19 protein-coding genes and 2 tRNA genes are annotated in these 21,368 nt (G+C 68.6%); 7 read left to right on the top strand and 14 right to left on the bottom strand.

Features of this window, described 5'->3' with window-relative positions; translation table 11 throughout:
• Nucleotides 1–126: 126 nt before the first annotated feature.
• Both ACIPV2_RS12445 and ACIPV2_RS12440 read left to right on the top strand, forming a co-directional pair.
• Complete coding sequence (locus ACIPV2_RS12445) at nucleotides 127–1,794, top strand: sodium:solute symporter family protein (protein WP_400841826.1); 1,668 nt, start codon at nucleotides 127–129, stop codon at nucleotides 1,792–1,794.
• On the top strand, nucleotides 1,794–1,931 hold the full coding sequence (locus tag ACIPV2_RS12440) for a putative transporter small subunit (protein ID WP_400841662.1): 138 nt from the start codon (nucleotides 1,794–1,796) through the stop codon (nucleotides 1,929–1,931). Before ACIPV2_RS12445 ends, ACIPV2_RS12440 begins: the two co-directional genes overlap by 1 nt.
• A 61-nt stretch (nucleotides 1,932–1,992) precedes the next feature.
• Here ACIPV2_RS12440 and ACIPV2_RS12435 read toward each other — a convergent pair.
• The 10 genes from ACIPV2_RS12435 to ACIPV2_RS12390 all read right to left on the bottom strand — a co-directional run bounded on the left by ACIPV2_RS12435 (nucleotide 1,993) and on the right by ACIPV2_RS12390 (nucleotide 11,414).
• Nucleotides 1,993–2,064: transfer RNA gene (locus tag ACIPV2_RS12435), tRNA-Thr, on the bottom strand.
• An 82-nt stretch (nucleotides 2,065–2,146) separates the two neighbouring features.
• A complete protein-coding gene (locus ACIPV2_RS12430) occupies nucleotides 2,147–3,712 on the bottom strand; it encodes an alpha/beta hydrolase (RefSeq protein ID WP_400841660.1) in 1,566 nt (521 codons plus the stop codon).
• A complete protein-coding gene (locus tag ACIPV2_RS12425) occupies nucleotides 3,709–4,866 on the bottom strand; it encodes a DNA polymerase III subunit delta' (protein ID WP_400841659.1) in 1,158 nt (385 codons plus the stop codon). Before ACIPV2_RS12425 ends, ACIPV2_RS12430 begins: the two co-directional genes overlap by 4 nt.
• 45 nt (nucleotides 4,867–4,911) lie before the next feature.
• Entirely contained in the window at nucleotides 4,912–5,538 is a 627-nt protein-coding gene (tmk, locus tag ACIPV2_RS12420) for a dTMP kinase (RefSeq protein WP_101188580.1), read from the bottom strand.
• The gene (gene topA, locus ACIPV2_RS12415; RefSeq protein ID WP_400841656.1) at nucleotides 5,535–8,432 is read right to left on the bottom strand and encodes a type I DNA topoisomerase; all 2,898 of its coding nucleotides are present in this window, start codon (nucleotides 8,430–8,432) and stop codon (nucleotides 5,535–5,537) included. Before topA ends, tmk begins: the two co-directional genes overlap by 4 nt.
• Nucleotides 8,433–8,541: 109 nt before the next feature.
• The gene (locus tag ACIPV2_RS12410) at nucleotides 8,542–8,868 is read right to left on the bottom strand and encodes an Rv3654c family TadE-like protein (RefSeq protein ID WP_400841654.1); all 327 of its coding nucleotides are present in this window, start codon (nucleotides 8,866–8,868) and stop codon (nucleotides 8,542–8,544) included.
• A 43-nt stretch (nucleotides 8,869–8,911) separates the two neighbouring features.
• A complete protein-coding gene (locus tag ACIPV2_RS12405) occupies nucleotides 8,912–9,265 on the bottom strand; it encodes a TadE family type IV pilus minor pilin (RefSeq protein ID WP_400841652.1) in 354 nt (117 codons plus the stop codon).
• Nucleotides 9,265–9,477 (bottom strand): DUF4244 domain-containing protein, encoded by a 213-nt coding sequence (locus tag ACIPV2_RS12400; RefSeq protein WP_071643739.1) that lies wholly within the window; start codon nucleotides 9,475–9,477, stop codon nucleotides 9,265–9,267. The genes ACIPV2_RS12405 and ACIPV2_RS12400 overlap by 1 nt, the downstream gene beginning before the upstream one ends.
• 45 nt (nucleotides 9,478–9,522) lie before the next feature.
• Complete coding sequence (locus tag ACIPV2_RS12395; protein WP_400841650.1) at nucleotides 9,523–10,422, bottom strand: type II secretion system F family protein; 900 nt, start codon at nucleotides 10,420–10,422, stop codon at nucleotides 9,523–9,525.
• On the bottom strand, nucleotides 10,416–11,414 hold the full coding sequence (locus tag ACIPV2_RS12390) for a TadA family conjugal transfer-associated ATPase (protein WP_400841648.1): 999 nt from the start codon (nucleotides 11,412–11,414) through the stop codon (nucleotides 10,416–10,418). The genes ACIPV2_RS12395 and ACIPV2_RS12390 overlap by 7 nt, the downstream gene beginning before the upstream one ends.
• Before the next feature lie 357 nt (nucleotides 11,415–11,771).
• On the opposite strand from ACIPV2_RS12390, the gene acs reads away from it, so the two are divergent.
• Nucleotides 11,772–13,742, top strand: a complete 1,971-nt coding sequence (gene acs / locus ACIPV2_RS12385) for an acetate--CoA ligase (RefSeq protein ID WP_400841646.1) — start codon at nucleotides 11,772–11,774, stop codon at nucleotides 13,740–13,742.
• A gap of 115 nt (nucleotides 13,743–13,857) precedes the next feature.
• Here the strand turns inward: acs and ACIPV2_RS12380 are convergent, their stop codons facing one another.
• A complete protein-coding gene (locus ACIPV2_RS12380; protein WP_400841644.1) occupies nucleotides 13,858–14,316 on the bottom strand; it encodes a RidA family protein in 459 nt (152 codons plus the stop codon).
• Nucleotides 14,313–14,570: a hypothetical protein gene (locus ACIPV2_RS12375; protein WP_101188573.1), complete on the bottom strand. Its 258-nt coding sequence runs from the start codon at nucleotides 14,568–14,570 to the stop codon at nucleotides 14,313–14,315. The genes ACIPV2_RS12380 and ACIPV2_RS12375 overlap by 4 nt, the downstream gene beginning before the upstream one ends.
• Nucleotides 14,571–14,654: 84 nt before the next feature.
• Here ACIPV2_RS12375 and ACIPV2_RS12370 point away from each other — a divergent pair, with 84 nt between their 5' ends.
• The 4 genes from ACIPV2_RS12370 (at nucleotide 14,655) to ACIPV2_RS12355 (ending at nucleotide 19,220) form a co-directional block, all read left to right on the top strand.
• A complete protein-coding gene (locus ACIPV2_RS12370) occupies nucleotides 14,655–17,243 on the top strand; it encodes a transglycosylase domain-containing protein (protein WP_400841642.1) in 2,589 nt (862 codons plus the stop codon).
• Nucleotides 17,244–17,287: 44 nt separating this feature from the next.
• Nucleotides 17,288–18,175: a metallophosphoesterase gene (locus ACIPV2_RS12365; RefSeq protein ID WP_400841824.1), complete on the top strand. Its 888-nt coding sequence runs from the start codon at nucleotides 17,288–17,290 to the stop codon at nucleotides 18,173–18,175.
• Nucleotides 18,176–18,243: 68 nt separating this feature from the next.
• A tRNA-Pro gene (locus ACIPV2_RS12360) sits at nucleotides 18,244–18,317 on the top strand.
• A 129-nt stretch (nucleotides 18,318–18,446) separates the two neighbouring features.
• Complete coding sequence (locus tag ACIPV2_RS12355; protein WP_400841640.1) at nucleotides 18,447–19,220, top strand: HAD-IIB family hydrolase; 774 nt, start codon at nucleotides 18,447–18,449, stop codon at nucleotides 19,218–19,220.
• Between the two features lie 18 nt (nucleotides 19,221–19,238).
• On the opposite strand, the gene ACIPV2_RS12350 is transcribed toward ACIPV2_RS12355, so the two are convergent.
• Nucleotides 19,239–19,859 carry a thymidine kinase gene (locus ACIPV2_RS12350; RefSeq protein ID WP_400841638.1) on the bottom strand — a complete coding sequence of 207 codons (621 nt, stop codon included), beginning with the start codon at nucleotides 19,857–19,859 and terminating at the stop codon, nucleotides 19,239–19,241.
• A 10-nt stretch (nucleotides 19,860–19,869) separates the two neighbouring features.
• Nucleotides 19,870–21,342, bottom strand: a complete 1,473-nt coding sequence (locus ACIPV2_RS12345) for a malate:quinone oxidoreductase (protein ID WP_400841636.1) — start codon at nucleotides 21,340–21,342, stop codon at nucleotides 19,870–19,872.
• Nucleotides 21,343–21,368: the final 26 nt, after the last annotated feature.

Genomic DNA, 21,368 nt, shown 5'->3' with positions numbered 1-21,368 from the left:
AAAGCCACCCTCCCGTCCCGTTAGCGCTCTCTCGTCCCGCCCACCGGCAGTGCCGCCGGCCCTTCGACAAGAGAGTGAAAAGTGGAAAACCTGCAAACCCTCGCCGGACCCGTCGTGGTTCTGCTCATGCTGCTGTTCTTCGGCGGCAGCCTGTACATGTCGCTGCGCATCCGCAAGCGCACCGAGAACGCCGACAGCTACATGACCGGCGGCGGAAAAATCGGGTTCGGCATCTCAGCCGCATCCATGACCGCCACCTGGATCTGGGCGGCGTCGATGTACGCCTCGGCTACATCCGGCTACACCTACGGCATCTCCGGCCCCATCCACTACGGCCTGTGGGGCGCTCTGATGATCCTGCTCATCTACCCCTTCGGCAGGCGCATCCGTCAGGTGGCACCCAAGGCGCACACCATTGCCGAGGTGATGTTCGCCCGTCACGGCCGCTCCAGCCAGCTCATGCTCGCGGGCTCCAATGTGCTCGGCAGCGTCATCAGCCTGACCTCGAACCTCATCGCCGGCGGCGCGCTGATCTCGATGCTCTCGCCGTTCACGTTCGCGCAGGGCATCCTGGCGATCGGCGCGGGAGTGCTGCTCTACACGCTGTGGTCGGGCTTCCGCGCCTCGGTGCTCACCGACTTCGCCCAGGTGTGCGCGATGCTCGGCGCCGTGATCGTGATCATCCCGGTGGTGTTCTTCGCGGCGGGCGGTCCGAGCCTGTTCGAGACGGGCGCATCTAACCTCACACCGCAGCAGGCGGACTTCTTCTCGTCTGACGCGTTCTTCAACCAGGGCGCGCCGTACATCGCGGCCGTGCTGGCGTACGCCATCGGCAACCAGACGATCGCACAGCGTCTGTTCGCCGTGCGCGAGGACCTGATCAAGAAGACGTTCGTGACGGCGACGTTCGGGTACGGCGCGACGATCATCGGCATCGGCATGCTGGGCGTCATCGCCCTGTACGCCGGGATCACGCCGGTCGGCGGCGACCTGAACAACCTGATCCCGCAGATGGCGGCCACCTACCTGTCGCCGCTGCTGCTGTGCGTCTTCTTCGTGATGATCATCGGCTCGCTCTCGTCGACGGCGGACGCCGACCTGACCGCTCTGTCGTCGATCGTGATGGCCGACATCTACGGTCAGAACGTCGCCGGCAAGAAGAGGGCCAACCCGCGCACGATGGTGCTGATCGGCCGCATCACGATGGTCGTGGCGATGGTCGCCGGCCTGTTCTTCGCCGGCAGCCAGTTCAACATCCTCGATCTGCTGGTCTTCGTCGGCGCCCTCTGGGGTGCGCTGGTCTTCCCCGTGATCGCCAGCTTCTACTGGAACCGCGTCACGAACCTGGCCTTCTCCGTCTCGGTGGTGGTGGCTCTCGCCGCGTTCATCCCGGTGCGCTTCGAGTGGGTCGAGCTGAACGGTCCGGTCGGGATCATCTCGGATGTGCTGTCGACGGTCGGCATCGGCGTGGTGCTCGGCCTGATGGCCTTCGGCTTCTTCGGCAAGCGCGTGGCGCTGATCGTCGCGACCGTGGCGACTCTGGCATCCGCTCCGTTCGCCATCGGCTTCCTGCACACCTACCCGGTGCTGTCGGGCTCGCTGATCGCCTACGCCGTGTCGACGATCGTGTGCGTCGCACTCACGCTGCCGAGCAGGAAGGCGGACTTCGACTTCGACCTCATCAAGCAGCGCACCGGCGACTTCGATTCCCTCGACACCGACGAGCTGAACGTGGAGCTGGCCCGGCTCACCGAGACCGAGAAGCCGCTGTCGGCTGAGAACGAGAGGAACTGATGGAGATGTCGACCATCGCATTGACCGCCTACATGCTGGTCTGGCCGGTGATCGTGGCGGGAACGCTCACGGTCATCATCCGCGCCTTCGTCAAGGAGGCGAAGCAGGCCAAGGCCGAGGGCCGCTCGATCATCTGATCGTCGCTGTCGACTGAAACCACTGCGGACCCGGGATGCTGTGCATCCCGGGTCCGATCTGAGCCACCTGTCAGGATCGAACTGACGGCCTTCCCATTACGAGTGGGATGCTCTACCACTGAGCTAAGGTGGCGTGCGCAGCGGACTGCGGCACAAGCAATGATCCTACTACGACCATCGGGTGCTCGCGAAACCGAGCAGGCACCGCCGGCACATCACTCGCAGCGCAGCCCGTCATCCGGAACAGTCCCGTCGATGAGGAAGCTCTCGACCGCGTCGTCGACGCAGCTGCTGCCCTTGTTGTAGCCCGTGTGCCCCTCGCCCACCCGGGTCACGAGCACGCCCTTCTCGAGCTGCTGCGCGAGCGACTGCGACCACTCATAGGGCGTGGCCGGGTCGTTGGTCGTGCCGACCACGACGATCGGACCCGAGCCCGGCGCGGCGATCGGCTCGCGCACGCCGACCGGCGCATACGGCCACACCTCGCACGGGTCGGGACCCTGCCAGTACGGAGCGAACGTCGGCGCGAGCTTCTCGATCTTCGCGATCGCGGCAGCTTCCGCCGCAGGGTCGTCCTCCACGGGGTAGTCGATGCAGTTGTACGCCCGGAACGCCTCGGAGGAGTTGTCGGCGTAGGTGCCGTCGGCCTCGCGCCCGTTGTAGCTGTCGGCGAGCGCAAAGAGCACCGACGGATCGCCCTGCAGCACCGCGGTGAGGCCCTGCGTGAGGTACGGCCAGCTCTGCTCGCTGTACATCGCCGTGATCACTGCGGTGATCATCGTGTCGACGGTCAGCATCCGCCCGTCGCCGTTCTCGATCGGCGTGCGAGCCACCGTGGCGAGCAGTGCCTGGAAGTCGGTGATGGCCTCGTCGACCGAGCCGTTGAACGGGCAGTCTGCGGACGAGACGCACTCGGAGAGGTACGCGCGCAGCGCGGACTCGAAGCCGACCGCCTGCGTGGTGCCGACATCCAGCCCGGGGACGGATGGGTCGATCGCCCCGTCGAGCACGAGCCGCTGCGCACGTTCCGGGAACAGCTTCGCGTAGGTGGCACCGAGGAACGTGCCGTACGAGTAGCCCAGGTAGTTCAGCGTCTTGTCGCCCAGCACCCCGCGGATCAGGTCCATGTCGCGCGCCGAGTTCACCGTCGTGATGTGCGGCAGCAGGCCGTCGCTGTTCGCCTCGCATGCGTCGGCGTACTGCTGGTTGCGCGCGGTGATCTCCGCCTCCCACTCGGGGGTGTCGCGCGGGGCGTCGAGCACACCGTAGTTGTACTCGTCCATCTGCTCGGCATCGAGGCAGGCGACGGCGCTCGAGCGACCCACGCCGCGCGGATCGAATCCGATCACGTCGAAGCGCTCGATGAGGTCGGCGCCGACCGCATACTCGAGGCTCTGGGCGACGAAGTCGTAGGCGCTCGAGCCGGGCCCGCCGGGGTTGATGAGAAGCGAACCCTGAAACTCTCCGGTCGCCTGGTGACGGATGACCGAGAGTGTCAGGTCGCCTGCCGACGGGTCCTCCCAGTCGCGCGGGGCGGTCACCTCGGTGCAGTCGAACCGTGCCCCGCAGGCCTCCCACTCGAGCTTCTGCGAGTAGTACGGCTTCAGCTCTTCCGAGACGCCGGACCCGTCCGGCTCTCGGGAGATCGAGGTGGGAGCGTCGGGGATCTGCGCGTAGAGGCACCCGGAGAGCACGAGTGATGCCGCGGCGAGACCGGCCAGCACGGCGGCGACTCGGCGCAGCGGCCGCAGGGATCGCGACCTGGGGATTCGGACGTTCACGGGGTCCTTCCGCTGGAGACGGTCACGAGAAGACTCTCGACGGCGAGGAGCGGTGCCACGTTGCGCTCCAGTGACTGGCGGGTGTCGGCCACCGCGTCGAGCACGACGATGGTGCGCTCGACGGGCCACGCCTCGGCGATCCGTTCGAGGTCGTCGCGCAGTTCGCGGTTGATCAGCTGGTCGCCGCGCCCGAACTGCAGCATGACGACGTCACGGTAGAGCGACTGCAGATCGGTGAGCACCCGGTCGATGCCGTCGCGCAGGCTGCGTGTCGCGCGCTTGCGCTGATCGTCCTCGAGGGCGCTGACCTGCGCGCGCAGCGCGGGCGGCACGGCCTGCCCTTCCGCGATGCCCACGGTGCGCAGCAGTGCGGCTCGCTCGGCGGCGTCGCGCTCGGCGCTGAGGGCCTTGGCGTCGTCGGTCGCGGCCTGGATGATCTTCCCTGCCACCTCCACGGCTGTGCTGACCCCGCGAACGCCGAGCACGGCGCGCAGCGTGTCGTCGCGTCGGAGGCGTGCGTCGTCGTCGGTCGCCAGCCGCTGCGCCATGCCGATGTGCCGCTGCGCGTGCCGGGCGGCCTGCTCGGCGATCTCGGGGTCGACGCCGGTGCGTGCGGCGATGAGCCGGGCGACGTCGTCGACGTCGGGCTCGCGGAGCCGCAGCGGGCGGACCCTGGAGCGGATGGTCGGGAGCAGGTCGGCCTCGCTGGGTGCGCACAGCACCCAGACCGTCTTCTCCGGTGGCTCTTCGAGGGCCTTCAGCAGCACGTTCGAGGTGCGCTCGACCATGCGATCGGCGTCTTCGACGACGATCACCCGGTAGCGTCCGGCGGACGGGGCGAAGTACGACCGCTCGACCAGTGCCCTGGCCTCTGCGATGGTGATGATCACCTTGTCGGTGCGCAGCGCGGCGACATCCGGATGCGTGCGCGCGAGCACCTGACGCATCGTCGCCTCATCGTCGGGCCGGTCGGCGATCAGCGCGGCGGCGAAGGCGTAGGCCAGAGTGGAGCGCCCCGAGCCCGGCGGGCCGGTGATCAGCCAGGCGTGCGACAGCGACGCCGGGTCGGCTGCGGCCTGACGAAGCGTCTGCACCGCGGCATCCTGACCCCACACGTCCGTCCACGGGAACGGCGCGGTGGCGAGGGCTGTCATGCTCTCCAGCCTATCCGCGGGGCCGACATCGGCTGCTCTGCCTGCTCAGACGAGAACCGACATGCGCGCCCGGATCAGCACGGCGATGTCGTCGGGGTCGAGCGAGGCGTCGACGACGAGGAACCGCTGCGGCTCGGCGGCGGCGAGGGCGAGGTACGCCGATCGCACGCGGGCGTGGAAGTCCTCCTTCTCTGCCTCGAGACGGTCGAACGGCTTGTCGTCCGCGTCCAGCCGGTGACGCGCCGTCGAGGGATCGAGGTCGAGCAGCACGGTCAGATCCGGCAGCTCGCCCTCGGTCGCCCACAGCGAGAGGTCGCGCACCTCGGTGGCGTCGAGGACGCGCCCGGCGCCCTGGTAGGCGACGGACGAGTCGAGATAGCGGTCCTGGATGACGACCTCGCCGCGCGCCAGCGCCGGCCGGACGACCGTCGCGACATGGTGCGCTCGGTCGGCGGCGTACAGCAGAGCCTCGGCGCGCGGCGCGATGTCGCCGCGGTGGTGCAGCACGATGTCGCGGATCAGTGTGCCGACCTCGGAGCCGCCGGGCTCGCGGGTGCGCAGCACGGTGCGACCGCGCTGCTGCATCCACTGCGCGAGCAGTCCGGCCTGAGTCGTCTTGCCCGAGCCGTCACCGCCCTCCAGCGTGATCCACAGCCCCGCCGCTGAGGTCACGAGCCTGCCTTCGCCGCCGCGCGCCCCGCATCGGCCTTCGCGATCGCGTTCGCCTTGCGCGTGGCCGCGGCCTTCTTCGCGGCCTCGGAGCGTGCGGCCGCCTTGTCGGCGTCCGATGCGGGTGCCTTCTTGGCCGGTGCCTTCTTGGCCGCCGTCTTCTTTGCAGGAGCCTTCTTGGCAGGAGCCTTCTTCGCGGCCGGCTTCTTCGCGCCCCGCTTGGGCGCGGGTCCCTTGGCGCGCTTGTCGGCGAGCATCTGGACGGCGATCTCGAAGGTGACATCGTCCGGCGTCTGACCGCGCGGGATCGTCACGTTGGTCTCGCCGTCGGTGACGTAGGCGCCGAAGCGTCCATCGCGGATGCGGATCGGCTTGCCGCTGACCGGGTCGGCCTCGAACTCCTTGAGCGCGCTGGAAGCCTTGCGCCCGCCGTACTTCGGCTGCGCGTACAGCTCGAGCGCCTGCTCGAGCGTGACGTCGAAGATCTGCGATTCACTCTCCAGCGAGCGCGAGTCGGTGCCCTTCTTCAGGTACGGCCCGAAGCGGCCGTTCTGCGCGGTGATCTCCTCGCCGGTGGCGGGGTCCGTGCCCACGACACGCGGCAGGCTCAGCAGTTGCAGCGCGGTGTCGAGGTCGATGGTGTCGACCGACATCGAGCGGAGAAGCGACGCGGTGCGCGGCTTGGGTGCCGCCTCCTTCTTCGTCTTCTTCTTGCCCTTCGCACTGGGTTCCTGAGCCTGTTGAAGGACCTCACCGGTCGCCTCGTCGACGGAGTCGTCCTCGGAGACCGGGTCGTTCTCCTGCACGTACGGACCGAAGCGGCCGTCCTTGACGACGACGATCTTGCCGTTCTCGGGGTTCTCGCCCAGCACACGGTCGCCCGCGACGGGCGCGTCGATCAGCTCGCGCGCCTTGTCTGCGGTGAGCTCATCGGGCGCGAGATCCTCAGGCACGTTGACGATGCGCGGCTTCGCCTCGGGGTTCGCCGGGTCGACGACCTCGAGATAGGGACCGTACTTGCCGAAGCGCAGGGTCGCATCGTCGGTGATCCGTGTCGAGTTCAGCGCCCGCGCGTCGATCTCGCCGAGGTTGTCGACGACCTGCCTCAGGCCCACCTGATTCTCGGAGCCGTAGTAGAAGGACTTCAGCCACTCGACCCGGTTCTGCTCGCCGCGGGCGATCGCGTCGAGATCGTCTTCCAGGGCGGCGGTGAAGTCGTAGTCGATGAGATCGGCGAAATGCTGCTCGAGCAGCCGCACCACGCTGAAGGCCAGCCACGTCGGCACGAGCGCCTGGCCGCGCTTGGTCGCGTACCCGCGGTCGATCACGGTGCCGATGATGCTGGCGAAGGTCGAGGGACGGCCGATGCCGTGCTCTTCGAGGGCCTTCACGAGCGATGCCTCGGTGTAGCGGGGCTTCGGAGTGGTGCGGTGCCCCTTCGCGACGGATTCGCCGATGGCCAGCTCGTCGCCGACGGCGACGGCAGGCAGCGACTGGTCGGCGGAGGAGTCCTGCGCGTTGCGCTTCTCGTCGCGCCCCTCCTCGTACGCCTCGAGGAAGCCCTTGAACGTGTAGACGGTTCCGGATGCCGTGAACTCGACCCGCTTGCCTGCAGCCTCGGTCTCGAGGGTGATCGTGGTCGTCTCGTACTTGGCATCCGACATCTGGCTGGCGACGGTGCGCTTCCAGATCAGGTCGTACAGGCGCTGCTCTTCGCGGTCGAGACCGGAGGAGACCGAGGCGGGAGTGCGGAAGGTCTCGCCCGACGGGCGGATCGCCTCGTGCGCCTCCTGCGCGTTCTTGCTCTTCGACTTGTACACGCGCGGCTTCAGCGGCACGGCCGCGTCGCCGTACAGCGCGACGGCCTGGCTGCGCGCGGCCTGGACGGCCTGCGTCGACAGCGCGACCGAATCGGTGCGCATATAGGTGATGTATCCCTTCTCGTAGAGCCGCTGGGCGACGCTCATCGCCTGCTTGGCGCTCATCGAGAGCTTGCGTCCGGCCTCCTGCTGCAGCGTGGAGGTGGTGAAGGGCGCGTAGGGGCTGCGGGTGCCGGGCTTCGCCTCGACCTTGGTGACGGATGCCGTGCCGGTGGCATCCACCGCGGCGGCGAGCGCTTCGGCGTCGGCCTCCGAGAGCACGACGACAGCCTTCTTCAGCTGTCCCGCGTCGTTGAAGTCGGTTCCGCGGGCCAGCTGCCCTCCGTCGACGCGCACGAGACGCACGCCGAACGCGGCTCCCTGGGTCGCTGAGCCTGCCGAAGCGGACGCCTGGGACTCGACGTCCCAGTACTCGGCCGAGACGAAAGCCATCCGCTCGCGCTCGCGCTCGACGACCATGCGCGTGGCGGCGGACTGCACACGGCCGGCCGACAGACCCGACTTGACCTTGTACCAGAGCACCGGCGAGACGTCCCACCCGTAGAGGCGGTCGAGGATGCGACGGGTCTCCTGGGCATCGACGAGGGCGAGGTCGAGCTCGCGGGTGTTGCCGACGGCGGCCTGGATGGCGTCCTTGGTGATCTCGTGGAAGACCATGCGCTTGACGGGCACCTTGGGCTTGAGGGTCTCGAGCAGATGCCAGGCGATGGCCTCGCCCTCGCGGTCCTCATCTGTGGCGAGCAGGACCTCGTCGGCGCTCTTGAGCGCGCGTCGCAGCTCAGCGACCGTCTTGGTCTTGCGATCGGACACCACGTAGTAGGGATCGAAGCCGTTCTCGACGTCGATGGAGTACTTGCCGTACGCCTTCTTGTCGTCAGCGGGGATGTCCTTCTTGTCGGCGAGGTCGCGGATGTGACCGACCGAGCTGAGCACCTCGTACCCGTCGCCGAGGTATCCCTGGATCGACCGCATCTTCGTCGGGGACTCGACGATGACGAGCTTCTTGCCTTCTGCCAAGGGGCGTCCTTTCTTCGAAGCACACCATACACACCGCGATCCTGGCGTGGGCCGAGAGCTCGTCCGGCGAATCGGCTGACGCGCGGGCGGTGTGAGGGGCGTCGCACGTTCAGCTCTTCGGGGGCCCCGCTCGGGCGCGGGCGACGGCGACCAGTCCAGAGTACGCCGATCTGACCTCGACCGTCGCCAGGAGAGCGTCGACCGTGCACGAGACGAGCGCCGATCCGGATGCCTCGGCCACGCGCGCGGCGAGAGCGCAGGCATCCTCCCCCGTGTCGACAGCCCCCGAGGCGACATCGGCAGCGGCGAGAGCGGCCGCATCGGCCGCCCCCGCCGCGCGCTGGGCAGTGACGGCCGCGCCGCCGACGGCCGCGAGTCCGAGCGAGAGGGTCGCTGCGACGGTGACCACGCCGGCGGCGAGCGCTGTTCCGCTCATCGGTCGGTCCCTCCCCTCCCGGACCCCGCCCCTGCGCAGACCATCACAGCCCTCCCGCGAGGGCACAGCTCGACGCGCTCAGCGGCACCGAGATCAGGCGTCCGATGCGCAGGTCGAGCGAGGCGGTCACGCACACGAGGTCTCCCGCCGATCGGGATGCCGATGAGGCGCCGTCCACGGCATCCCGAACCACCGCCGCTGCCCGAGCGTTCGTCTCGCCGCGGCCGAGCAGGCGGGCGGCGTCGGCAGCGGCATCCTGCAGCGAGACCTGCGTCGCCGCCGCGCCGAGCGCTCCGACACCGAACGCGACCGCGATCAGCGCCGCCGGCAGGGCGACCGCGAGCTCGGCGGCGACCGACCCGCGGTCGTCGCCGAGCAGGCGAGAGGGGCGCGGCATCAGGCGACCGTGAGCGCCCGTCGGACGAGGTCGGTGAGGATGCCTCTCACCTCGTCGGAGCGCATGATGACGACGAGCAGGCCGGCGAATGCCACGGCGGCCATCGTGGTGATCGCGTATTCGGCTGTCGCGGCTCCCGTCTCGTCGGTGAACAGCTCGGCTGCGCGGCTTCTGGTGAGCGGGGGCAGCGGATCGGTGCAGGGTGCGGTCATGGTGTTCCTTCTCTCTCGTGCGGGGCGGCTCTCGCCCTCGACGTCTCAGATGGGCAGCGGTGTGGAGGCGAGCACGCTGAGCATGAGCGGCGCCACCCCGAGCAGGAGGAATGCGGGCAGGGTGCACGCGCCCAGCGGCAGCAGCAGCTTCGACGACAGTCGGGCGGCGCGGACGCGCCCTCGCACCCGTGACTCGTGGCGCTGCTGCGCGGCCGTCGCACGCAGCAGCTCGCCGGCCGGCACGCCGGCCGAGCGCGACAGCTCCAGGACCGCGTCCGTGCCGCTGCGGTCGTCCGACACGGCAGCGGGACTGTGCTCGACGAGCCGCAGCGCCCGCGGGATGCCGACGCCACCGGCGAGCGCCACCGCGACCAGCTCGGCATGCATGCCAGGGGTGCCGGCCTGGGGCTGCGCGGCCCGCACCATGCGCGCAGTCCACCAGCGCGCCACCAGAACCAGGGCGATGCCGAGCACGACGCAGGCGAGGCCGAACGGATTGCTCACCAGCACGCCGATCGTGTCGAAGCCCAGCGCGAAACCCAGCAGCAGTCCGGCGAACGGCAGCCAGAGCAGCAGGCGGGCCGTGCCGGTCGGCTCAGCCAGAGCGACCCTCACGTCGTCGGCGGCGGCAGCGGCGTCCTGCAGCGATTCCGACAGGGCGCGCAGCACCTCAGCGAGCGGTGCGCCCACGGTCGTGGCGATCTCCCACGCGGCGGCGACGTCCGACCACGCGTCGCCCTCCGCGTCGATCGCGCCCACGAGCTCGGCCCCCGAATCCACCCGGGCGACGATCCGGCCCGCGACGACGTCGCCGGTGTCGGCGAGGTGCCGCCACGCGGCGCGTGGCCGGGCTCCGGCCTGCAGCAGCACAGCGAGGGTGCGCACCGCAGCAGCGGCCTGCTGCGGGTCGCTCGGGTCGGGATGCCGCTGCCGCCACTTCACCACGGCTGCACCTCCTCCATGGCCAGGCGATCGCCGCGCAGCACGAAGCGGCCGGCATGCGCGATGCGGCGGCGTCCGTCCGCGCTGCGCTCCAGGTGCAGCACGATCGTGAAGGCGCTGACCACCTGCCGCGCCAGGGCCGTCGCATCCATCCCAGCCAGAGCACCGAGGGCCTCCATCCGGGCCGGCACATCGGCCAGCCCCGAGGCGTGCAGGGTTCCCGCGCCCCCGTCATGACCGGTGTTCAGAGCGGTCAGCAGCTCGCGCACCTCCTCGCCGCGACACTCGCCGACGACGAGTCGGTCGGGACGCATGCGCAGCGACTCCCGCACGAGCATCGCGAGCGTGATGCGGCCGGCGCCCTCGAGATTCGCCTGGCGGGCTTCGAGCGAGACGTGATGCGGATGCCGGGGACGCAGCTCAGCGACATCCTCGATGGTCACGATCCGCTCCCTTTCGCCCACCTGCGACAGCAGGGCCGCGAGCAGCGTCGTCTTGCCCGTGCCCGTTCCGCCGGTGATCAGCACGTTGGCCCGATCCCCCACCAGCCGGGTGAGCCAGGCACGCTGCGCGTCGCTGAACGTGCCGGTCGCGGCGAGCGCCGCGAGGTCGGCGCCGAGCACGCGCGGGATGCGCACCGACAGTGCGGTGCCCGTCACCGAGACCGGCGCGAGGACGGCGTGCACGCGGATGCCGGAGGCGAGCCGCACGTCGACGCACGGCGACTGGTCGTCGAGATGGCGTCCGCCGGCGGCGACGAGGGCGACCGCCAGACCGCGCACCTCGCGCTCGGATGCGCGCCAGGCCGGCACCCGCTCAGCACCGCGGCCTCGATCGACATACAGACCGTCGGCGCCGTTGACGAAGATGTCCGTCACCTCGCCGTCGCGCACGTGCTCGGCGAGCGCACCGAGGGCCGGATCGACCTCGACGATCGAATCAGCCGCCGCGCGGCCGTCAGGCTGCTGGATGCGGAGGACGAACGGTTCGGGCATGCAGTGACGCTAAGCTCACCGCTCCGCTCGGAACGGCCCGATTCCCATGTGATGTGCACAACTGTCGCTGCACCAGTGCTGTGCAGACAGACCTCAGACATTCCGGAAACGGACGGGCGGCACCTCACGGGGGGAATGAGGTGCCGCCCACGCGCTGCCCGGAACGAGGGGGGCACCCGGGCGCGCTGAAGCCGTATACGAATCGGCTGAGGTCAGTGTACGCACGAGGCGCCCGCCACGGCAAACCCCTTTCGCTACCGACTTTCGACAGTAGGCCTCCTTCTCCGGTGGGACTAGATTCGCCGTGTCACGGTCGTGTTCCCGCACGATCACCCGACCGCGCAAAGGAGCGAGTGCATGAGCAGCCAGATCGACCACCTCCTCGATGAGGCCCGCAGATTCCCGCCGTCAGACGAGTTCGTCGCTCAGTCGATCGACGACCCCGCCCTGTACGAGAAGGCTGCCGCCGATCGCGAGGCGTTCTGGGGCGAGCAGGCCCGGGAGAGCGTGCACTGGCACAAGCCGTTCACGCGGGTGCTCGACTGGTCGAACCCGCCGTTCGCGAAGTGGTTCGACGACGGCGAGCTGAACGTCGCCTACAACTGCCTCGACCGGCATGTGGAGGCCGGCAACGGCGACCGCGTCGCCATCCTCTGGGAGGGCGAGCCCGGCGACGAGCGCCGCATCACGTATGCCGAGCTGACCGACGAGGTCAAGCGCACCGCCAACGTGCTGCAGGACCTCGGCATCGGTCACGGCGACCGCGTCGCCATCTACCTGCCGATGATCCCCGAGGCGGTCATCTCGATGCTCGCCGTGGCGCGCCTCGGCGCCATCCACTCGGTCGTGTTCGGCGGCTTCAGCGCCGACAGCCTGCGCTCCCGGATCGACGACGCCGGAGCCAAGCTCGTGATCACCGCCGACGGCGGATACCGCAAGGGCAAGGTCTCGGCGCTCAAGCCCGCAGTGGACCAGGCGCTCAGTGACCGCAACGGCGAGGGCGAGCAGCAGACCGTCGAGCACGTGCTCGTCGTCAAGCGCGGCGACAACGAGGTCGAGTGGAACGACGAGCGCGACATCTGGTGGCACGATGTCGTGCCGCAGGCATCCGGCGATCACGAGGCGCAGGCCTTCCCCGCCGAGAACCCGCTGTTCATCCTCTACACGTCGGGCACGACCGGAAAGCCCAAGGGCATCCTGCACACCTCCGGCGGCTATCTCGTGCAGGCCGCCTACACGCACAAGTACGTCTTCGACCTGCATCCCGAGACGGACGTCTTCTGGTGCACCGCCGACATCGGCTGGGTCACCGGGCACAGCTACGTCACCTACGGTCCGCTCGCGAACGGCGCCACCCAGGTGCTCTTCGAGGGCACGCCCGACTCGCCGCATCCCGGCCGCTGGTGGGAGCTGATCGAGAAGTACGGCGTGACGATCTTCTACACCGCGCCCACGGCGATCCGCTCGTTCATGAAGCTCGGGCGTCAGATCCCGCAGAAGTTCGACCTGTCGAGCCTGCGCCTGCTCGGGTCGGTGGGTGAGCCCATCAACCCCGAGGCGTGGATGTGGTACCGCGAGGTGATCGGCGCCGACACGACCCCGATCGTCGACACCTGGTGGCAGACCGAGACCGGTGCGATCATGGTCTCGCCCCTCCCCGGCATCACCGCCACCAAGCCCGGCTCCGCGCAGGTGCCCATCCCCGGCATCTCCGTCGACGTCACCGACGACGACGGCAACGAGGTGGGCAATGGCAACGGCGGACTGCTGGTCATCACCGAGCCGTGGCCGTCGATGCTGCGCGGCATCTGGGGCGACCCGGAGCGGTTCAAGGAGACCTACTGGGACAAGTTCCAGGACAAGGGGTACTACTTCGCCGGTGACGGCGCCCGCCTCGACGAGGACGGCGATCTGTGGCTGCTCGGGCGCGTCGACGACGTGATGAACGTGTCGGGTCACCGCCTGTCGACGACCGAGATCGAATCGTCGCTGGTCGCGCACGAGGCCACCGCGGAAGCGGCGGTGGTGGGAGCGTCGGACGAGACCACCGGTCAGGCCGTGGTCGCCTTCGTGATCATCAAGCAGAGCTACCTCGAGGCGCATTCGCCCGAGGGCCTGGCGACGCTGCTGCGCGGCTGGGTCGGCGAGCAGATCGGGCCGATCGCCCGTCCGCGCGATGTCTACATCGTGAACGAGCTGCCGAAGACGCGCTCGGGCAAGATCATGCGTCGTCTGCTGCGGGATGTGGCCGAGGGCCGCGAGGTCGGCGACACGACGACGCTGGCAGACACCATGGTGATGAGCACCATCACCAGCCAGGTGAAGTAGTCGGCACACGAAACAGCGGCCCCTCCCATTCCGATCGGAGGGGCCGCTGTTCGTGGTCTGGGTTCCTGAGCCTGCCGCCTGTGCTGAGCGAGCGCCAGCGAGACGAAGTGAAGGGTCAGGCCAGGATGAAGGTGACCTCGACCTCGACGGGAGTGTCGAGCGGCAGACTCGCCACACCCACAGCCGCGCGAGCGTGCTGGCCAGCGTCACCGAAGATCTCGGCGAGCACGTCGCTGGCGCCGTTGACGACCGCCGGCTGGCCGGTGAAGGCGGGGTCGGATGCCACGAAGCCCCCCACACGCAGCACGCCTGCGATCCGGTCGACGCCTCCCGCGGTTTGCGCGGCGGCGGCCAGTGCGTTCAGCGCGCACGTCCGGGCGTAGCCCTGGGCATCCGCCGCCTCGATCTCGGCGCCGACCTTGCCGGTCGCCGGCAGCGCGCCGTCGACGAACGGCAGCTGCCCGGAGGTGTAGACCAGACCGGCGTGGACCACGGCCGGGACGTACGCGGCGACGGGAGCGGCGACGGCGGGCAGCTCGATGCCGAGCTCGTCGAGGCGGGCGGAGACGCTCACCGGCTCTCCCCCTTCGACTCGCTTCGCTCGCTCAGGACATCGCCCTCGAACTGGCGGGACGCCTCAGCCGCAGCGGCGAGGCCGGCGTTGGCGGTGGAGTCCTGCGTGATGGGACGCTTCAGATAGGCGACGAGACCGCCCTCCGGACCCTGCACGACCTGCACGAGCTCCCAGCCCTGCTTGCCCCAGTTGTTGAGGATCGCCGCCGTGTTGTGGATCAGCAGCGGCGTGGTCAGATACTCCCACGTGATCATGGCACTCCTGTGCGTCGGCGACGAACGGCACGGGATGCCGAAGCGTCGAGGCTCTTATTCAGGGAATTCCCTTAACATCAGCGTATGCCTCAAACGAAACGCACGCTGTCTGGTGTGCTCGGCGGACTGCTCGGCCTGGTGGGCCTGAGCGCGGTCGCCGGGGTCCTGGTCACCGCAGCCGTCACTCCCGCCATCGCCGTCGCAGGAGTGACCGGTTCGCAGGCGCTGACGATCTTCGACAACCTGCCGAACAGCCTGACGCCCAACCCTCCTATGGAGCCGACCGAGTTCTACGGAACCGGCGAGGACGGTCAGCCGTTCCAGCTGGCGAAGTTCTTCGACCAGAACCGGGTGCCGGTGACGTTCGAGCAGGTGTCGCCGCTGCTGTACGACGCGATCCTCTCGAGTGAGGACAAGAACTTCTACGAGCACGGCGGCGTGAACCTCCTGCAGACCATGAAGGCCGCGGTCGAGAACTTCACGGGCTCGTCTTCCCGAGGCGCGTCGACGATCACCCAGCAGTACGTCAAGAACGCTCTGATCCAGGAATGCGAGCAGGGCGTCAGCCCCGGCGAGGAGGACTACGACGTCAAGATCCAGCAGTGCTTCGAAGGTGCCGCGCAGTCGAAGGGCGCCGAGGGCATCGAGCGCAAACTGCAGGAGATGCGCTACGCGGTGCAGATCGAGAAGGACTACTCGAAGAACGAGATCCTGCTGGGATACCTGAACGTGTCGAATTTCGGCGGCACCACCTACGGTATCGAGGCTGCGGCCAACCGCTATTTCGGCACGAGCGCCGCGAGCCTGACGCTCGTGCAGGCGGCAACGCTGGCGGGCATGGTTCAGGAGCCCAATCTGCTGCGCATCGACCGCCCCGAGGAGGGCACCTGGACCGATAAGGACGGCGTCGCGCACAACACCGCTGCCGACGGTTACGCGACAACGCGGGACCGCCGTGACTACGTTCTCGGTCAGATGCTGAAGAACGGACAGATCACCGAAGAACAGCATGCTGCCGCAGTGGAGGCGCCGATCGAGCCGAACCTCACGCAGACCACTCAAGGCTGTGCGGCTGCGGGCGCCAATGCCTACTTCTGTCAGTATGTGAAGTCGGTCGTGGAGTCGGACGAGGCATTCGGCGCCACGCCGGAGAAGCGCGTCGAGAACATGCGACGCGGCGGCATGCAGATCTACACTTCGCTCGACATGCGGGTGCAGGGTCCTGCGGTGCAGGCCGTCCGCGAGAGGGTGCCGGCGGCGATGCCCGGTATTCTCGTCGGCGGCGCCGGCGTCTCGATCGAAGCATCCACCGGCCGCATCCTCGCGATTGCGCAGAACACGGACTTCAGCGAGTCGTCGAATGCGAGCCTCGCGAACGGGCAGTCATCTCAGGTGTTCGCCGCTGACAAGAAGCACAACGGCTCCACGAACGGCTTCGAAACCGGGTCGACATGGAAGCTCTTCACTCTGCTGGAGTGGCTCGAGCGTGGACATTCGGTCAACGAAGTGCTCGACGGCCGCTATCCGGTCAGCGGCAGCTTCGCCCAGTGCGGCGGCACCTACACCTTGGCCCGCGATAAATCGTCCAAGAACTTTGGAAACGGGCGCGGGTCGGTCAGCAGCGTGCGGAGCTTCACCGCTGCCTCACTGAACACCGGCTTCCTGGCCATGGCGCAGAAGCTCGACCTGTGCGACATCAACAAGATGGCAAAGCGCCTCGGCGTGCATTACGGCAACATGGGAGATGTCACCACTGACGGCTCCGCGCCCAACGACCCGTTCCCCACCGTGCTCGGTTCGAAGTCCGTCGCCCCGATTCAGATGGCAGGCGCATACGCCACGGTCGCCAACAAGGGCATCTTCTGCGAACCTCGCGTGATCGACAAGATCGTCGCCCAGGACGGCAAAGAGATTCCCCTCCCGAAGACGAGCTGCACGCAGGTGATCTCCCCTGAGGTGGCTGCAACCGCCGCATACGCGCTGCGGGGCGTGATGGAGGGTGGAACCGGCTCAGGCGCCAACCCCAACGACGGCATCCAGGTCATCGGCAAGACCGGTACTGCGGAGGTCTCGCACACGATGCTGGTTGAGTCGAGCACCAACGTCACGACAGCGGTATGGGTCGGAAACGCCGACGGCCGCGAAGACCTGAAAAACTTCCGTGCGCATGGGATACGGCTCAACGACATCCGCTATCCCCTCGCCAGGGATCTGCAGCGCGCGGCGAACAGGGTGTACGGCGGAGACCGGTTCCCCGAGCCTGACCGCGGCCTCACGCGCACCGTCCCCAAGGATCTGCCGAGCGTGGTCGGGAAGTCGGTCGAGGAGGCCACGCAGATCCTGGATGCCGCCGGATTCAGTGTGCAGGTCGGCGAGCCCATGGACAGCGAGGTCGGCGCGGGTCTGGTCGCAGAGCAGACGCCCGGCGCCGGGCGCGTGGCCAGCGGCACCACCGTCACCCTGCGCCCGAGCACGGGCAACAAGCCGGCGACCGTGCCGAACGTCACAGAAGGTCCGTTCAACCAGGCGAAGGCCAAGCTCGAAGGAGCGGGCTACGGCGTCTCAGCCGAGGGATGCAAGAACGGGTCGACCGTGAACGGACAGAACCCTCCCGCGAACACTGCTGCCGCCGCCGGCACCGTGGTGACGCTCACCTGCGCGGGTGACGGGTGACCCGCCGCACGGCCGCGCACCCGGCCCTCATCGCGCTCGGCGCGATGGGGGCCGTCGGCGTCGGCGCAGCGGTCTGGGGAATCGGAATCGAGCGCTACCTGTTCACCGTGCGACGGGCCGACGTCGCCGCTCTGGCGCCGGGCAGCGCGCCGGTGCGCGTGCTGCACGTCTCCGACGCGCACATGGCACCCTGGCAGCGGCGCAAGCAGGAGTGGCTCGCATCGCTCGCGGAGCTCGAACCCGATCTGATCGTGAACACGGGCGACAACCTCGGGCATCCGGAAGGACTCGCCGGGATCCGACGGGCCCTCGCCCCGTTCGCGGGCGTCCCCGGCGTCTTCGTGCACGGATCGAACGACGTGCAGGCTCCCGCGCCTCGGAACCCGCTGAACTACTTCCGAGGCCCCTCCCGCGTGCACCGCGCGCCTGAGCTGCTCGACACCGCGGCGATGGACGCGTTCTTCATCAACGAGCTCGGCTGGGTGGATCTGAACAACGCCGCGGTGCGGCTGGAGGTCGCGGGGAACGACATCGATTTCGTGGGGGTCGACGACCCGCACCGCGAGTGGGACGACTTCGCCGCTCTCACCTCCGCGATCTCGTCGCTCGAGGCGTCCCCCGCAGGGACGTCGCGGATCGCCGTGGCCCATGCACCGTACCGGCGTGTGCTCGACTCGTTCATCGACCTGGGGGCGGACGCGCTCTTCGCCGGCCACACCCACGGCGGGCAGGTGTGCGTCCCCGGCTTCGGCGCACTGGTCGCGAACTGCGACATCCCGCTCAAGCAGGCGAAGGGCCTGAGCAGCTGGTCGCACCGTGGCCGCACGGTGCCGCTGAACGTCTCGGCCGGCTGCGGGCATTCGATCTACGCGCCGGTTCGGTTCGCCTGCCGCCCCGAGGCGACCCTGCTGACGCTGACCGCCCGCTCCTGACGCGCCCGAACGGGCCATCGGATTCGTGGTTGCAGCGCGAGACATGTAGACTTGAACGGTTGCAATCACGGGGTGTGGCGCAGCTTGGTAGCGCGCTTCGTTCGGGACGAAGAGGCCGCAGGTTCAAATCCTGTCACCCCGACAGCTTGCAGAAAGGGACTCGCCGGGGGCGGGTCCCTTTCTTCATGCTCAAGAATCTCGAGTGGGCCCGCGGCGCGGGAGGCTCCGCACGCCGCCGCTCCACAGCCAACCCCAATAAGCTGGGGTCATCATGACGCACCCCCGCCTGGTCGCATTCGACCTCGATGACACGCTCGCCCCGTCGAAGGGCGAGATCGACGATCGCATCGCGCAGCTGCTGCGCGAGCTGCTGCGGCGGGTGGACGTCGCGATCATCTCCGGCGGCAACGAACAGCAGTTCCGCACGCAGGTCATCGCCCGCCTCGCCGATCTCCTCCCCGCCGAGCAGGCCCGGCTGCATCTGCTGCCCACCTGCGGCACGCGCTACCTGCGTCACGACGGCACGACGTTCTCCGCCGTCTACGCGCACGACCTGAGCGACGACGAGAAGACGACGGCTCTCGCCGCGCTGCGCGAAGAGGCCGAGAGGCTGGGGCTGTGGGAGGCGGAGCCATGGGGCGAGATCCTCGAGGATCGCGGCTCGCAGATCACCTTCTCCGCGCTCGGCCAGCGGGCACCCCGAGACGCCAAGCACGCCTGGGATCCCACTGGTGAGCGTCGAGCGGCACTGCGCGACGCGGTCGCACCGCGCCTGCCGGGGCTCGAGGTGCGCTCCGGAGGCTCCACGTCGATCGACATCACTCGCGCCGGCATCGACAAGGCCTACGGCATGCAGAAGCTGGTCGAGCACACCGGCATCCGCCTCGACGAGATGCTCTTCTACGGCGACCGGCTCGACGAGGGCGGCAACGACTATCCGGTGCGGGCGATCGGGGTGCGGTCGGTCGCGGTCGAGGGCTGGCAGGACACCGCCGACAAGCTGGATGCCCTGATCCTCACCCTTCCCGATCCGGTCGCGCGCTGAGCGACGACCGGCGGGCCGTCAGTCGAGCACGCCGCCGGATTCGTCGAGATAGCAGTTCCCGCACAGCGACTCATAGGTCACCTCGGCGCCGTCGATCGCGACCTGGTCGCCCGCGAACACGAAACGACCGTCGACCACGCGGCCGTTGAAGACGGCTTTCCGCCCGCATCGACAGATCGTCTTGAGCTCTTCCAGGGAATGCGCGATCGCCAGCAGCCGCGCCGATCCGGGGAAGGCGTGGGTGCGGAAGTCGTTGCGGATGCCGTAGGCCATCACCGGGATGCCGTCCAGCACCGCGATGCGGAACAGATCATCGATCTGCTCCGTCGTCAGGAACTGCGCCTCATCGATCAGCAGGCACGCGACATCCCGCGGCTCGGTGGACTGCAGGTCTTCATCGAGGACCCGCTCTCGCTCGCTGGTGAACAGCGCGCGTGCCTCGTCGTGTGGCCCGATGAGGAAGTCCACCTGGCGCGTCATGCCGAGCCTGCTCTCGATCTGCGACGCGCCCTTCGTGTCGATCGCGGGCTTGGCCAGCAGCACCCGCTGACCGCGCTCCTCGTAGTTGTAGGCGGCCTGCAGCAGGGCGGTCGACTTGCCCGAGTTCATCGCGCCGTAGCGGAAGTACAGCTTCGCCACGGTCGCGCGATCAGGCCGTGAGGGACAGAACGGATGCGGTCGCGCTCATCGACCTCTCGGCGGCTGCCGCATCGTCGTTGAGCCGGTGTCCCATGGTCGGGATGAGATCCTTCAGCTTCGGCTCCCAGCCGGCGTACTGGTCGGGGAAGCAGCGCTTGAGCAGGCCGAGCATGATCGGCACCGCCGTCGACGCACCCGGTGAGGCGCCGAGCAGACCCGCGATCGTGCCGTCCTCGGCGGCGACGACCTCGGTTCCGAACTGCAGGATGCCACCCTTCTTCGGGTCCTTCTTCATGACCTGCGCGCGCTGGCCGGCCTGGATCAGCTCCCAGTCCTCATCCTGCGCGGTCGGCACGAACGTGCGCAGGTTGTCGACCTTCTTGCCGTGGCTCTTGACGAGCTCGCTGACCAGGTACGTGATGAGATCGGGGTTGGCGAAGGCGACGCGGAGCATCGGCCACAGGTTGTGCGGGCGCACCTGGGTGATGATGTCGAGCATCGAGCCGTGCTTGAGGAACTTCGGGCTGAAGGTCGCGAACGGGCCGAACATCAACGACTTCTCACCGTCGACGACGCGAGTGTCGAGGTGCGGCACAGACATCGGCGGCGCGCCGATCGCCGCCTGCGAGTACACCTTCGCCTGATGCTGCGAGACGAGCGCGGGGTCCGTGGTCTTCAGCCACTGTCCGCCGATCGGGAAGACGCCGTACCCCTTGATCTCGGGGATGCCGCTCTTCTGCAGCAGCTTGAGCGCCCAGCCGCCGGCGCCGACGAAGACGAAGCGCGCCTTCACCTGGCCCGGGGTGCGACCGATGACGTGACGGTACTTGACGAGCCAGCTGCCGTCGTCCTGGCGCTTGAGGCTGCGCACCTCGTGATCGGTGCGCACCTCCACGCCCGACTTGGCGAGGTGATCGAAGAGCTGGTGAGTGAGGGAGCCGAAGTCGACATCGGTGCCGGACGGCACCCGGGTCGCGGCGAACGGCTCGCCCTTGCGCCGCTTCTGCATCAGCAGCGGAGCCCACTTGTTGATGACGCGGGAGTCCTCGCTGTACTCGATCCCGTCGAAGAGCGGCTGATCCTTGAGCACCTCGTAGCGCGCCTTGAGGAACTCGACGTCCTTCTCGCCGCGCACGAAGGTCATGTGCGGCACCGAGTTGATGAACGTCGACGGGCCGTCGAGGATGCCGCGCTCGACGAGCGTCGACCAGAACTGACGACTCTGCTGGAACTGCTCGTTGATCGAGATCGCCTTGGCGGGGTCGAGCGTGCCGTCCTTGCTCTGCGGCATGTAGTTCAGCTCGCACAGCGCGGCGTGGCCGGTGCCGGCGTTGTTCCACGGGTTCGAGCTCTCTTCGCCGACGCCACCGAGGCGCTCGTAGGCGACGATCTTCCAGTCCGGCTGCAGGTCGTGCAGCAGGGTACCCAGCGTGGCGGACATGATGCCCCCACCGATCAGAACGACATCGACGGTTTCGGTCACCAGAACAGTCTAGTCGTCCGGAACAG

The sequence above is a fragment of the Microbacterium sp. NPDC089987 genome (genome assembly GCF_044748505.1).
GTDB lineage: Bacteria > Actinomycetota > Actinomycetes > Actinomycetales > Microbacteriaceae > Microbacterium.
The sequence above is the reverse complement of the archived record's forward strand: the minus strand, read 5'-3'. Positions and strand labels throughout refer to the sequence as shown.